The organism is Parabacteroides sp. CAG:2, assembly GCF_000436315.1.
In the GTDB taxonomy this organism is placed as follows: Bacteria; Bacteroidota; Bacteroidia; order Bacteroidales; family Tannerellaceae; genus Parabacteroides; species Parabacteroides distasonis.
Genome location: NZ_FR885273.1, coordinates 1 through 14,783 on the forward strand (window position 1 = coordinate 1; position 14,783 = coordinate 14,783).

General features: G+C 48.4%; 13 protein-coding genes and 1 pseudogene. 6 read left to right on the top strand and 8 right to left on the bottom strand.

The annotated features are described in order from the left end of the window. From QVP94_RS04455 to QVP94_RS04485, 7 genes and pseudogenes are all read right to left on the bottom strand, one after another. Positions 1–121 (bottom strand): annotated as a pseudogene (locus tag QVP94_RS04455) (N-acetylmuramic acid 6-phosphate etherase); the annotation flags it as partial. Positions 122–124: 3 nt separating this feature from the next. Continuing rightward, a complete protein-coding gene (locus QVP94_RS04460; protein WP_022192056.1) occupies positions 125–979 on the bottom strand; it encodes a hypothetical protein in 855 nt (284 codons plus the stop codon). A gap of 7 nt (positions 980–986) precedes the next feature. Then, positions 987–2,414, bottom strand: a complete 1,428-nt coding sequence (gene nhaD, locus QVP94_RS04465; protein WP_022192057.1) for a sodium:proton antiporter NhaD — start codon at positions 2,412–2,414, stop codon at positions 987–989. Between the two features lie 168 nt (positions 2,415–2,582). Beyond that, the gene (locus tag QVP94_RS04470) at positions 2,583–3,107 is read right to left on the bottom strand and encodes a biotin/lipoyl-containing protein (protein ID WP_172606912.1); all 525 of its coding nucleotides are present in this window, start codon (positions 3,105–3,107) and stop codon (positions 2,583–2,585) included. A 17-nt stretch (positions 3,108–3,124) separates the two neighbouring features. Further along, positions 3,125–4,636: an acetyl-CoA carboxylase biotin carboxylase subunit gene (accC, locus tag QVP94_RS04475; protein WP_008774450.1), complete on the bottom strand. Its 1,512-nt coding sequence runs from the start codon at positions 4,634–4,636 to the stop codon at positions 3,125–3,127. Between the two features lie 12 nt (positions 4,637–4,648). Next, on the bottom strand, positions 4,649–6,193 hold the full coding sequence (locus QVP94_RS04480; protein ID WP_005855235.1) for an acyl-CoA carboxylase subunit beta: 1,545 nt from the start codon (positions 6,191–6,193) through the stop codon (positions 4,649–4,651). A gap of 141 nt (positions 6,194–6,334) precedes the next feature. Further along, complete coding sequence (locus tag QVP94_RS04485) at positions 6,335–7,168, bottom strand: phospholipase A (protein ID WP_022192059.1); 834 nt, start codon at positions 7,166–7,168, stop codon at positions 6,335–6,337. Positions 7,169–7,322: 154 nt separating this feature from the next. Between QVP94_RS04485 and QVP94_RS04490 the strand changes: the two genes are divergently transcribed. Then, the gene (locus QVP94_RS04490) at positions 7,323–9,131 is read left to right on the top strand and encodes a MutS family DNA mismatch repair protein (RefSeq protein ID WP_022192060.1); all 1,809 of its coding nucleotides are present in this window, start codon (positions 7,323–7,325) and stop codon (positions 9,129–9,131) included. Between the two features lie 45 nt (positions 9,132–9,176). On the opposite strand, the gene QVP94_RS04495 is transcribed toward QVP94_RS04490, so the two are convergent. After that, complete coding sequence (locus QVP94_RS04495; protein ID WP_022192061.1) at positions 9,177–9,968, bottom strand: M48 family metallopeptidase; 792 nt, start codon at positions 9,966–9,968, stop codon at positions 9,177–9,179. Positions 9,969–10,349: 381 nt separating this feature from the next. Between QVP94_RS04495 and QVP94_RS04500 the strand changes: the two genes are divergently transcribed. Genes QVP94_RS04500 through QVP94_RS04520 form a run of 5 tightly spaced genes read left to right on the top strand, consistent with a single transcriptional unit; the run spans position 10,350 to position 14,757 of the window. Next, positions 10,350–10,790, top strand: a complete 441-nt coding sequence (locus QVP94_RS04500) for an arginine repressor (RefSeq protein ID WP_005865605.1) — start codon at positions 10,350–10,352, stop codon at positions 10,788–10,790. 28 nt (positions 10,791–10,818) lie between these two features. Next, positions 10,819–11,412 carry a GNAT family N-acetyltransferase gene (locus QVP94_RS04505; RefSeq protein ID WP_009276802.1) on the top strand — a complete coding sequence of 198 codons (594 nt, stop codon included), beginning with the start codon at positions 10,819–10,821 and terminating at the stop codon, positions 11,410–11,412. A gap of 38 nt (positions 11,413–11,450) precedes the next feature. Beyond that, on the top strand, positions 11,451–12,650 hold the full coding sequence (locus tag QVP94_RS04510) for an argininosuccinate synthase (RefSeq protein WP_005855223.1): 1,200 nt from the start codon (positions 11,451–11,453) through the stop codon (positions 12,648–12,650). After that, entirely contained in the window at positions 12,647–13,615 is a 969-nt protein-coding gene (gene argC / locus QVP94_RS04515) for an N-acetyl-gamma-glutamyl-phosphate reductase (protein WP_005855221.1), read from the top strand. The genes QVP94_RS04510 and argC overlap by 4 nt, the downstream gene beginning before the upstream one ends. A 14-nt stretch (positions 13,616–13,629) precedes the next feature. After that, a complete protein-coding gene (locus tag QVP94_RS04520; protein WP_005855219.1) occupies positions 13,630–14,757 on the top strand; it encodes an aspartate aminotransferase family protein in 1,128 nt (375 codons plus the stop codon). Positions 14,758–14,783: the final 26 nt, after the last annotated feature.

Here is a 14,783-nt window from a genome sequence, read left to right on the forward strand (position 1 = left end):
GGCCAACGGCGATCGCCACTTTCCGGTCCTCGTTATTGATGCCTTCCAGCAACTCCCGGACAGACATCTGATCCAGATTATCGTACAACGATTCCGACTCGGTTATCTTTTGAAATGCCATAACTCATTCATTTTTTTCTTCGTTCGTAAAATGATACCGGATCAATCCGTTCATGGGAGCCTGTACGACCGTACCGACCTTCAAGCCTAAGGATAAGGCCGCCGCTCTCAATACCTCCTGATAATAATAGGCGATAGAGCCTACGAAATGAATCGGGTACGTATCAGCTCCCGGATATAACGCCACGTTACGGAGGAAAAAGCTACGGAAACTCGTATAGACCAAATTATAAATCGGTTGCTCGGTGATATTCTCCAACAAGAAACGGGACAAGGTAGCCAAGAAACGATTCGGGAAAGGTTGTTTATATACCCGCTCCAACAATAAGGCGGGCGTCAACTCATATTGATCCATAAACTTCCGAACCAAAGGCGCCGGCAACTGACGCTTCAAGCAATCCCCTACCAATAACTTCCCGAGCACGGCGCCACTACCCTCATCCCCCAGAATGAATCCCAAGGGAGAGATATGCTCCGTTATCTCCGTCCCGTCGTACAGGCAAGAGTTCGATCCCGTCCCCAATATACAGGCGATTCCCGGACGGCTCCCGCATAAGGCACGAGCAGCCGCCATCAAGTCACTATACACCTCTATGGGAGCCGGGATATAAGGCGTAATCGCCTCTTCCACGATCCGGTTCTTCTCCGGGAAGGCGCAACCGGCGCCATAGAAGTAAATGGCATCGATCCGCTCACCCCTCAACGCAGGCAATAAGGCACCCCGGATTTCTCCGGCAATCTCCTCCCGTGTCTGGAAATAAGGATTGGTACCCGCTGTCACGACCGTACGGACCGGTCTGCCTTGATCCGCCAGGCACCACTCCGTCTTTGTAGATCCGCTATCCGCAATTAATATCATATACTTATTATAATATCAAATTCTGGAGAATATATACCACCGCACCGGACAAATATCCCGCCAAGGCCAACAGAGAGATATTCTTCAAGTACCAAATAAAATTGATCCGTTCCAAGCCCATCACGACGACTCCGGCGGCGGAACCGATGATCAACATACTTCCACCTACTCCTGCGCAATAAGCCAAGAACTGCCAGAACACGCCGTCTTGCACGAAGTTCGCCAGATAAGCCGGATCAGTCGCCGCAGCCACCATAGCGTCCGTAGCCACCGGGTACATACCGATAGCACCCGCTACCAACGGAACATTATCCACGATAGACGATAAGGCGCCGATAATCAGGTTCACCGCATACACATTGCCTACCGTATCGTCCAGCCAGAAAGCGAAATCCGACAATACGCCGCTGCAACGCAAGGCATCCACCGCCAAAAGGATTCCGAGGAAGAATAACAAGGTCGCCCCGTCTATACGGTGAACCACCTTGGACAAACGCAATTTCAAGTCCTCGTCGATCGGTTTACGGGCGTATAGCATCTCCGTATAGAACCAAAGAATACCCACTCCCATCAAGATACCCATAAACGGGGGAAGATGAGTAACCGTCTTGAATACAGGCACGAACAATAAACACAACACACCGATGATCAAGATCGATAACTTCTCCTTATCCTTCAATTTCTTCAGCAACTCATTGTCCGCCTCCATTTGCGAGAATGCGTTAGGGGGCGTCACGTTGCCATGCAAGAAACGCATGGCGATCAAGACCGGGATCAACGCCGATACGATACTCGGCAGGATCAAATGGGGGATCGTGGATGAGGTGGAGATATTTCCCCTTACCCAAAGCATGATCGTAGTCACGTCGCCGATCGGTGACCAAGCGCCACCGCTATTCGCCGCTATAATAATGATACTGCCGAACACCCACCGCTCTTTATAATTCCCGAGCAACTTACGGATCAGCATGATCATGACGATCGAGGTCGTAAGGTTGTCCAACACGGCCGACATAAAGAACGTGATCACGGCAATCAACGCCAGCAGTTTCTTCTTTTTCTTCGTGGTAATATGATTCGTGATAAACATGAAACCGCCATGGGCATCGATCAGCTCCACGGTTATCATCGCCCCGATCAGGAATATAAGTGTCTCGGCGATCTCTCCGATACTATCCAGAACCTGATGCTCCACGACGAACCGGGTACATTGTTCCTTAAACGTTAAAGAACCCAAAGAGGGGAACGATTCCAAGAACAAGCTGAATTCCTCTGCCGAGGCCCTCGGGATGAAAAACGGGGCCGCGTACGTGTACATAACCCATAAGACCGTACCGATAAGCAAAGCCGTTCCCGCCTTGTTTATCTTTAGAGGATGTTCCAATGCGATCATCAAATAACCGACAAGGAACACAATGACCATTGCTGTCAACATAACTTCATGATTTAGGTTTAAACGCTACAAATGTAGAAATAATAACTCTGTAACACGATAGAAAGACGGAATGTTTTTTAAGATAATTTTACCAAACATGCGAAAGGAACCGGACTGCTCCGATTCCTTTCCTATTCTCTCGAGGGAAAACTATAACCCCGAGACAACTCACTCTACAACCAACATCTTATCACCCACGGAGACCTTGTCCGTCTCATTGACATACACCTCTTTCACCACCCCATCGATCGGCGTACGGATCTCGTTCTCCATCTTCATGGCAACCAATACGCAAAGCGGGGCTCCCGCCTTGACCTCATCGCCTACCTTGACATATACCTTCTGGATCACGCCCGGCATCTGGGCCTGTATGACCTGACGGCCGACCGTCTTGGAACTAGTTCTCGACAGGCGTAATTTCTTCAACTCGTCAATCACCTGTACTTGGAAATAATCACCTTTATTCTTTACCTCATAGGTGGAATCTCCAACACTGGATATTTGTACGCCATGAGATTTATGGTTCATGATGATCGAGTGGATCGTATCTCCGCCCAGATTGTAATCTACATCATAAACGGTACCGTTTACGGATACTTTCTTGATAGGCCCGTCTTCCAGAATCTCTACCTTGAACTCCGTGTCGGGAATATCGTTAACCGTGGCAAAATAAGTCGCTAAAGCCTTTGACATAATCATTCCTCCTCTCATTAAAAGTTATTGGCCAACATTTGTAACTTCCCGTAGTGTTTCCACAGGGACTCCCCTACCAGCGGAACGGTCGTCGCACGGGCGGCCGCCTCTTTCTCCTCCTCGTAATGCTTCAAGGCGGCGGCGATCACGGCTACGGTCGGATCGCTGTTCTGGCGACGTTTCAAGTCTTCCTTATCGAACTTGGTGTCGATAAAGGTCGTATCGTAATTCCCCTTCAAGAAGGTCGCATTATGCAACACACGCAGGTGGAACGGAATCGTTGTCTTGATTCCCAAGATCTTGTATTCCCGCAAGGCACGTATCATATTCGAGATGGCGGACTCACGGGTCCGGCCCCATGTGCAAAGCTTGGCGATCATCGGATCGTAATGCAAGGACACCTCGAAACCGGCGTAAGCGGCGCTATCCAGACGTACGTTACGTCCCTCGGGAGCCTCACGCACCTTGATCACGCCCGGAGAGGGCATAAAGTTATTTTCCGGGTCCTCCGCATAGATACGGCATTCCAAGGCATGCCCCCGGCAAGCCACATCTTCCTGCTTATAAGGCAGACGATTTCCTGCGGCCACCAAGATCATATCGCGAACCAAGTCCACGCCCGTTGTCTCCTCCGTCACCAGATGCTCCACTTGAAGGCGGGTATTCATCTCGAGGAAATAGAAGTTCTGGTCCTTATCCATCATGAACTCCAACGTCCCGGCACTGTAGTAACCGATTTTCTTGCAAGCCTCCACCGCTACGGCCAACATCTTCTGGCGAGCGGCCTCCTTCACGAATGGAGAGGGCGCTTCCTCGATCACTTTCTGGTTACGGCGCTGGATAGAGCACTCACGCTCATACAGATGGATCACGTTCCCATATTTATCCCCGAGTACCTGCACCTCGATATGATGGGGGTTCTCGATATACTTCTCGATATAGATGGCATCGTTTCCGAACGAGTTGGCCGCCTCGGAACGAGACATACGGAAAGCCGCTTCCATCTCATCCTCGCTATGTACCAAACGCATACCCTTTCCACCGCCTCCGGCAAGCGCCTTTAGCATAATCGGATAACCCACCTCGGCGGCTACCTTCTTGGCATCCTCTATGTCCGTCACCGGCTTTTCCGTTCCGGGAACAACCGGCACACCGGCTTCTTTCATGATCTTACGGGCCTCGGTCTTTATACCCATCTTCGCGATCACGTCGGCGCTCGGGCCGATAAAGATCACGCCCTCCTCCTCGCAACGGCGGGCGAAGTCGGCGTTCTCCGACAAAAAGCCGTAACCCGGATGAATAGCGGCTCCTGTCTTTTTGGCGATCTCAAGGATCAAGTCCGGCTTCAAGTAAGAGGTATCCGCTTCATCTTCCGAGATGCAGTAAGCTTCCTCCGCATAACGTACATGTAATGCTCCGCGATCCACATGCGTATAGATCGCTACGGTCGGGATGTTCATCACCCGGCAGGTGCGGAATATCCGCATCGCTATCTCGCCACGATTGGCAACTAATACTTTCTTTATCATAAGGATTCGTTTTTAAAGAGGAATATTGGAATGCTTCTTCGGAGGATTGGATTGCCGTTTGTTGGCCAGCAACTCAAAACTACGGATCAAGCGGCTGCGTGTGATAGACGGCTCGATGATCTCGTCTACATAGCCTAACTCAGCGGCCCGGTACGGGTTAGCGAACTTCTCCCGGTAATCGGCTTGCAATTCCTTCCGTTTGCCTTCGGGATCTTCCGCGGTCTTCAAATCCTTACGGAACAAGATATTCACGGCACCATCCGGTCCCATGACAGCGATCTCGGCGGTTGGATAAGCGAAGTTGATATCGCCCCGGATATGCTTGGAGCTCATCACGTCGTAAGCGCCGCCGTAAGCCTTTCGGGTAATGACGGTCACTTTCGGCACGGTAGCCTCGCAATACGCATACAATAACTTAGCGCCATGACGGATAATTCCCTCGTACTCTTGGTTCACGCCCGGCAAGAAACCCGGTACATCCACCAGCGTCAACAACGGTATATTAAACGCGTCGCAGAAACGGACGAAACGGGCGGCCTTTACGGACGCGTTGATATCCAGCGTACCGGCCAACGCGGCAGGTTGATTCGCCACGACACCGATCGTCTTTCCATTCAAACGGATATAACCGATAATGATGTTCTTGGCATATTCCTCTTGTATCTCGAAGAAGTTTTGATCATCAGCCACGGAAAGGATCAACTCTTTCATGTCGTACGGCTGGTTGGGATTAGTAGGAACCAGCAGATCCAATTGCGGATCGATGCGGTTCGGGCTATCGGTAGTAGGAACGAATGGCGGCTCTTCCATATTATTATTCGGCAAGAACGACATCAACTCACGTATCTTCAAGATACAATCCATATCGTTATCCGCCGTGCAATGAGCCACTCCGGAACGGGTGCTATGCACTTCCGAGCCTCCCAGATTCTCCATCGTAACCTCTTCTTGCGTCACGCTTTTCACGACCTCCGGGCCGGTGATAAACATATAGCTCGTTTGTTTTACCATAAAGATAAAGTCCGTCAACGCCGGCGAGTAAACCGCTCCACCCGCACACGGGCCCATAATAGCGCTAATCTGCGGGATCACGCCCGAAGCCAACGAGTTCCGGAGGAATATCTCGGCGTATCCCGCCAAGGAACGAACCCCTTCTTGAATACGTGCGCCTCCCGAATCGTTCAACCCGATCACCGGAGCGCCTAGTTCCGTTGCCATGTCCATGATCTTACAGATCTTACGGGCATACGTCTCGGACAAGGCTCCACCGAATACCGTGAAGTCCTGAGCGAAAACAAATACCGTGCGTTGCCCGATCATTCCGTAACCGGTGACCACGCCATCCCCTAATGGACGCTGTTTTTCTAAACCGAACTCATGGCACGTATGTGTCACGAACTTGTCGATTTCCACGAAACTACCTTTTTCCAATAGTAGTTCGATTCTTTCTCTAGCGGTTAGTTTACCTGCCGCATGTTGCTTCGCAATGCGGTCTTCTCCGCCCCCTAACTCAGCTTTGTGGTTGAGAGCTTTTAATTGTTCAATTTTTTCCTTCATGGCGTATCTCTTTAATTATCCGGGAAACGTTCAATATATTAGAAAACAAAGTCTGTAAATGTATTGTTTCCTAAAGAAACGAAATGTATCATATATTACATCTATCGCCCGATCAATGAGATCTATCAAGAAGGATATTTTTTAGTAAATACTGAAATCTTGCGGCTTGATCACGAAACCGATCCGCAGCATGCTTTTGTATTGATTGTATTCCAAAAGGTTCTCACCGTAACCATTATAATATTGCAGGAAGAAATATTGGTTCTCGTTATTATTAAACTTATAGCTCAACTCGATCTGAGTGTTAAAGCTGAACCAAGTCTTTCGTTTGGTCAAGATAACCCCGCAGTTAAAGCGCCTGTTGTCTGTCCGGTAATTGGCGGCCACTTGGAATATACCATTATATTTAAGGATGTCTTTATTTTCCCCACCATCCACGATCGGTATCCAGCCCTTGAATTGAACTTCCCAGTTCTTATTCAACAGGACAGCCGCCGCTAGGGTGATCTTGTTCCAACTTCGGGAGAAGATGCTATCTTTACCGTTCGACTCGTGCTCGACCATCAAATAGCCTTTTCCGATATATTTATTCTTATGTACGATAAGGTGCCCCAAACCGATACCCGGATTAAAATTCAAGTCGCGCATCGGCAAGGACTCTTGAAAGACATTCCAAAAAGCCTTTTGCGTGTATTGCAAGAAAAGATAGGTATCGAAGGGGAGTTTACTTTTCGTAAGACGCTGGGCGATGCTCAACTGGAATTTAACGTCGGAGTTTCTCGCCGTAGGCTTGTTGCCGATAGGGATACCGCCAATAAAATAATTGTCCTTGAATAAGGTAAAATAAGGTGACTTATCCAAAATCGCACGAATACTATCCGCATTATAACTCTCTTCCGGCCCTTTCGCTAAAACTTGCGAATGTGCCATACCGCAAACAAGAAGGAAGAGAAAGGATATAATCGTTTTTTTCATAAATGATCTTAAATTATAAATGTGTCCGCGAATATAGGGGAAACGGCAGTTGGCTTTATCGCCCAAATTACATGAATAATGGTCGTTTCACCTATGAATATAATATATAAACCAAAATTCAAGAGGTTAGTTCATTTTTCCTATATTCGCGGCTATGGAAGAAATCTATAGTTATTACAAAGAAAATATCGACGCTTATACACGGCGCTTGGGTAATTTGAAAAAGAAGATCCATTTGATGGGGAGTATCCGGTTGGCTTTAGTGGCGGAAGCGATCCTCTCCTTATGGATATTCAGGGATGAGAGTTGGCAATGCCTGACGGGGATCACCTTCGCTTATATCATCCCGTTCGCGCTCCTGATGTGGTACCATAATAAAATGTACGCACGAAAAGTATACGCCGAGACCTTGATCAAACTGAACGAGGATGAGCTAAAAGGACTGGACTATGATTTCAGCGCATTCGACGGGGCAGCCGATAAGATCTCGGGCGAGCACTCTTTCTGCTTGGATCTGGATGTGTTTGGAGACCGCTCCTTGTTTCAATCGCTCAATCGTACCGTAACCGGGTTCGGGCGGGAACGACTGGCCGATTGGCTCTCGAATCCCTTGACGGATAAGAAGGAGATCGTCAAACGGCAAGAGGCTGTCAAGGAATTAGCGACTTTATCCGCCTTACGGCAGCATTTCTATGTGACGGGAATCATCCGGCAGGACACGCAAGATACGAGAGACAACGATATCAACTTTATGGACCGACTCACTCAGCGTAAGCATAAATTCGTTGATAGCCTACCGTGGAAACTATTGATCTGGGCGGTCCCAGTGTTGTGGATCGTATTGGGTATCGCTTACTCACTGGATTGGATCAGCGGGAGTTTATTGAATATTTATTTCTTAATCACGTTAGTGATCGCTTACGGACGAGCCAAGGAAATCAATGCGCTTTACGCGACCGTCAATAAGATGGAGTCTATTTTCAATCGGTACTCAAAGCTGATGCAATGTGTGGAAGAAGATAATTTCCAGTCGGAAGAGCTGAAAGAGATCAGCGGACAATTAGCGAATGAGAAGGAATTGGCCTCGCATGCTATCAAACGCTTGTCGTCGTATATCGGAGGATTAGACCAACGATTCAGTTTGGCGGGTATCATTTTCAATCTCTTCTACTTGCGGGATACACGCCATGCCATCCTTTTGGAACGCTGGATTCAGACTTACTCCGATAAACTTCCGCTTTGGTTCGACGCGCTGGCTCGTTTCGACGCGCTGAACTCGTTGGGTGGTTTCGCTTTCAACCATCCGGAATACATCTATCCGGAGATTGCCGACACTTATTTCCAGATGGAAGGCAAGGCTTTGGGACATCCTCTTTTGAACCGGGAAGTCTGCGTAAAGAACGATATCGATATCCGCAAAAGTCCTTGGTTCCTGATTATCACCGGAGCGAATATGGCCGGAAAAAGTACATACCTCCGGACGATCGGTGTCAATTACTTATTGGCTTGCGTAGGCGCTCCGGTCTGCGCCGCCTCCTTGACGGTTTATCCCGCCCACATGGTTACCAGCTTACGTACCTCGGATTCCTTGGCTAGCAACGAGTCTTATTTCTTCGCGGAGTTGAAACGGCTGAAAATGATTATCGACAGGCTGCAAAACGGGGAGAAGCTATTTATCATCTTGGACGAGATCTTGAAGGGAACAAATTCTATCGACAAGCAGAAAGGCTCTCTTGCCCTTATGAAACAGCTGGTCGCTTATAAGGCTTGCGGCATCATCGCCACCCACGATTTAGTGTTGGGTACTTTGGAGGAAGAGTTCCCGGAACAAATAAAGAATTACCGCTTCGAAGCGGATATAAAAGACGAGGAGCTATCCTTCTCTTATCAACTAAGAGAAGGAATAGCCCAGAATATGAATGCTTGTTTCTTAATGAACAAGATGGGAATCTTGTTTAATTGAAAATTGAGACAAGTGATAAAATAACTGTCACTTGTCAACTGTCAACTACTTTTTGTATTTGGTTTTGATTGCGGGTAGGACTTTTTGGATTTCCGCTATACGAGTGGCATCACTGGGGTGCGTACTCATAAATTCCGGCGTAGAGCCACTCTTTCCGGCGGACATCTTTTGCCAGAAGTTGACTGCCACGTCCGGATTGTATCCCGCCATAGTCATGAATACCAATCCCATATAATCCGCTTCCGACTCGTGCTTACGGGAGAAAGGAAGCATTACGCCATACTGCGCTCCCACACCATATACTGTATTGGCCGCTTGCTGTACCGCCGCGCTCTTATTGCTTACGGCCGCACCTAAAATAGCCGCCCCATATTGGGCCATTAGTTGCTGGCTCATACGCTCATTGCTGTGTTTAGCTACGGCATGGGCGACCTCATGCCCGATGACCACCGCCAATTCATCGTCCGAGGAAACTAAAGGCAGCAATCCCTCGTACACCACGATCTTGCCTCCCGGCATACAGAAGGCGTTCACCTGCGGATCATTCACCAAATTAAACTCCCAAGAGAAGTTTTTTACCTCATCCGTCATCCCGTTCGCCCGCAAATAGTCCTCCGTAGCGGCGGCTATCTTCTTTCCGACCCGGGTTACCATAGCGCTCTTGTTCACGTTCGTCGATTTTTTCGCCGTCTTTATATAATCGTTATACTGGGTAAGGCTGGACGACAACACCTCTTGGTCCGAAACCAACAACACTTGCTTACGTCCTGTCAACGGTACGCTGGAACAGCCTGCCAATAAAAGCAAGGCCACGAATAAACTTGCTATTTTTCTCATATCCTTTTACTTGAAATTAAACCTGATACTCTCTTTTTAATAACGCAAAGATACTACCATTTTGTTCAAAACGACCACACCCTTTCGTTCTTTCTATAGGAAGTATTAGCCTTTTCTTTGAATGACATTCATCATCTACCATCCGTTGCATAATCATCTACCAATTGGTACATGATCTTCTAACAGCTGTTGCATGATCCTCCAACGGCTGATAGAAGATGAATATAAATAGATGAAATGCCTAACACTTACAGTGATTAAACCTAGACTAAGCAGGAAAATCCCTTACCCCCTACTTATATCAGAAAAAAAAGCCCTTGATTGTATATTTATTCAACAATACTCTTTATATTTGCAGCCTGTTTTGCATAAATATACAACATGAGTACAAAGAAGGAACGATTGGATGCCATTTGCGGTATTATACAGACGAAAGTGATAAGTAATCAAGAAGAACTGCTTAAAGAACTGGAAGATAGCGGATTCTCGGTTACGCAAGCTACGCTTTCCCGCGACATCAAGCAACTGAAAGTAGCCAAGGTACACGACGGAACCGGAGATTATGTATATCGCCTTCCCGAAGAGAGTATAAGCAAACAAGCACAGCCTGAAGGCAAGAAAAAGCCGAATATCGAGTTTTCCGGAAACTTGGCGGTGGTGAAGACACGACCGGGTTACGCCATGGGAATTGCCTCGGACATAGACTCCCATGCCCCCAGCGAGATACTGGCCACCATAGCCGGAGACGATACGATCTTGGTAATCCCCCGCAACGGTGTGAGCCAAGAGAAGGTGATTGCCGCTTTATCACATTTTATATAAAAGGAAAAAACTAAGAACAAACAATAAAATGGAACAAGAAATAGAAATTGATGTTATGATCGCTGATGCCTCTCACGAGGTATATGTGGATACGATCCTAGATACGATCGAGTCTGCCGCTAAAGTCCGGGGCACGGGTATCGCCAAACGTACGCACGAGTATGTGGCCCAGAAGATGAAAGAGGGCAAAGCGGTGATCGCCTTGGCGGGAAACGAGTTCGCCGGGTTTAGTTATATCGAGTCATGGGGAAACAAGCAGTACGTGACTACCTCCGGCTTGATCGTACATCCGGATTTCCGGGGCTTGGGTATCGCGAAACGCATCAAAGACATGACTTTCCAACTTGCCCGCATGCGCTGGCCGAAAGCGAAGATATTCAGCCTTACCTCCGGCGCTGCCGTGATGAAGATGAATACCGAGCTGGGATATGTACCGGTTACGTTCTCCGACTTGACGGACGATGAGGCTTTCTGGCGAGGTTGCAACGGTTGCGTGAACCACGATATCTTGGAACGCACCGAACGTAAGTATTGCATCTGCACGGCCATGCTGTTCGACCCGGCCGATCCGCATCGTGCGCAACGAGAGCGGGAGGCCCGTAATCAGACTAAAAAGGACTAAATTAATACGATAGAAAAACAACATAAAATAAAGAAACGATGAAGAAGAAAGTAGTAGTAGCGTTCAGCGGAGGTTTGGATACCTCATTCACGGTCATGTATCTGGCTAAAGAAAAAGGATACGAGGTATACGCCGCTTGCGCTAACACAGGTGGTTTCAGCGAGGAACAATTGAAACAAAACGAGGAGAACGCCTATAAGCTAGGCGCCACGAAATACGTGACGATCGACGTTACGAAAGAGTATTACGAGAAGAGCTTGAAGTACATGATTTTCGGAAACGTGCTGCGTAATGGTACGTATCCGATCTCCGTAAGCTCCGAGCGTATCTTCCAAGCCTTGGCGATCGCCCGCTACGCGAACGAGATTGGCGCCGACGCTATCGCCCATGGTTCTACCGGAGCCGGTAACGACCAGATCCGTTTCGATATGACTTTCTTGGTATTGGCTCCGAACGTGGAGATTATCACGTTGACCCGCGATATGGCCTTGAGCCGCGAGGAAGAGATCAACTACTTGAAGGAGCACGGTTTCGAGGCCGATTTCACGAAGTTGAAATATTCCTATAACGTAGGTCTTTGGGGAACCTCTATCTGCGGTGGCGAGATTCTTGATTCCGCACAAGGACTGCCCGAGAGCGCTTATCTGAAACAAGTGGAGAAGACCGGCAGCGAGCAATTGCGCATCGAGTTCAAGAACGGTGAGGTTCATGCCGTGAATGGTGAGGTGTTCGAGGATAAGATCGCCGCTATCCAGAAGATCGAGGAGATCGGGGCCGCTTACGGTATCGGCCGTGATATGCACGTGGGCGATACGATCATCGGTATCAAGGGACGGGTCGGTTTCGAGGCTGCCGCTCCTATGTTGATTATCGGGGCGCACCGCTTCCTAGAGAAATATACGTTGAGCAAATGGCAACAATACTGGAAGGATCAGGTAGCGAACTGGTACGGCATGTTCTTGCACGAGAGCCAATATCTGGAACCGGTGATGCGCGATATCGAGGCGATGTTGCAAGAGTCTCAGCGTAACGTGAACGGTACGGCTATTCTGGAGCTTCGTCCGTTGTCCTTCTCTACCGTTGGCGTAGAATCTGAGGATGACTTGGTGAAGACGAAATTCGGTGAGTACGGAGAGATGCAGAAAGGTTGGACCGCCGAGGACGCTAAAGGCTTCATCAAGGTTCTTTCCACTCCGTTGCGTGTTTATTATACGAACCATAAAGACGAAGAGATATGATTAAATGCGGAATTATAGGCGGAGCGGGTTACACGGCGGGTGAATTGATCCGCCTGCTCCTAAACCACCCTGATGCCGAGCTTACATTTATAAACAGTAGCAGTAACGCCGGTAACAAGATCACGGACGTGCATGGCGGTCTTTATGGCGAGACGGATTTGGTGTTCACCAGCGAGTTGCCGTTAGATAGCATCGACCTTCTGTTCTTCTGTACCGCTCATGGCGATACGAAAAAGTTCATGGAGAGCCACACGGTCCCCGAGAACGTGAAGATTATCGACCTGAGCATGGACTACCGGATCGAAGGCCCGGAGCACGATTTCGTGTACGGCCTGCCGGAATTGAACCGCCGCCGGATTTGCAACGCCCGGCATATAGCGAACCCCGGTTGTTTCGCTACTTGCATCCAATTGGGCGTATTGCCGTTGGCGAAGCACTTGATGCTGAATTCCGACTTGCATGTCAATGCCATCACGGGATCGACGGGAGCGGGCGTGAAGCCTTCTTCCACCTCTCACTTTAGCTGGCGCAACGACAACATATCGATCTATAAGCCTTTTACGCATCAGCACTTGGCCGAGATCAACCAAAGCTTGAGCCAGTTGCAGAAGAGCTATTCAAGCCGGATCAACTTCATCCCCGTACGCGGTAATTTCTCCCGTGGTATATTCGCCACGACATACATCGATTGCAAGATCGACTTGGTAGAGATCCGACGTATTTATGAGGAATACTATGATGATCACAGCTTCACGTTTATCACTGATAAGAACCCGGATTTGAAACAAGTGGTAAATACGAATAAATGCTTGATCCACTTACAGAAAATAGATGATAAGCTTCTTATCATCTCTATGATCGATAACTTATTGAAGGGTGCTAGCGGCCAAGCGGTCCACAACATGAACTTATTGTTCGGGTTGGAGGAGACGGTTGGCTTACACTTAAAACCCTCCGCGTTTTAAAAAATACGACAAAGATGAATTTATTCGACGTATATCCATTATTTAATATAGAGATCGTACAAGGCAAAGGATGCCATGTATGGGATAGCGAGGGAAACGAGTACCTCGACTTATATGGCGGCCATGCCGTGATCTCGGTGGGGCACAGCCACCCTACTTACGTAAAGGCGATTACCGAGCAGGTAAATAAATTAGGCTTTTACTCGAACTCGGTTATCAATAGCTTGCAACAAAAATTAGCGGATAAGCTAGGGAAGGCTTCCGGCTACGATGATTATTCGTTGTTCTTGATCAACTCCGGAGCGGAGGCGAACGAGAATGCGTTAAAGCTCGCCTCTTTCCATAACGGGAAGAAGCGGGTGATCGCATTCAAGCACGCCTTTCATGGGCGTACCTCCGCCGCCGTACGTGTCACGGATAACCCGAAGATCATCGCTCCGGTAAATGAGGATCTAGCGGTTACTTATCTTCCATTGAACGACGCTTCCGCCGTAGAGGAAGAGTTGAAGAAGGGGGATGTATCGTCCGTGATCATCGAAGGTATCCAAGGTGTAGGTGGCATCCAATTGCCAACGGATGATTTTATGCGTGAGTTACGCAACCTGTGTACGACTTATGATGCCTGTCTGATCTTGGATGAGATCCAGTCCGGATATGGAAGAAGCGGTAAATTCTTTGCGCATCAATATGCCGGTATCAAGCCGGATTTGATCTCAGTAGCGAAAGGTATCGCCAATGGCTTCCCGATGGGTGGGTTATTGATCAGCCCGAAATTCAAGCCGGTTTATGGTATGCTCGGCACTACTTTCGGCGGTAACCATTTGGCTTGCGCGGCCGCTATCGCCGTTCTCGATATTATGGAAGACGAGCGTTTGATTGATAACGCGGCGAAAGTGGGTGCCTATTTATTGGAAGAGCTTCATAAACTTCCGGGTATCAAGGAAATTCGGGGCCGTGGTTTGATGATCGGTATCGAGTTCGAGGAATCTATCAAGGAAGTGCGTAGCAAACTTCTCTTTGAGGAGAAAGTGTTCACGGGTGTAGCCGGAACCCATACGATCCGTCTGCTTCCTCCGCTTTGCTTGACGATGGATGAGGCCAAGGAATTTATCCGTCGCTTCAAGAAAGTCCTAAACGCTTAATTGTTCTTTATTTCATAAAAAGGGAG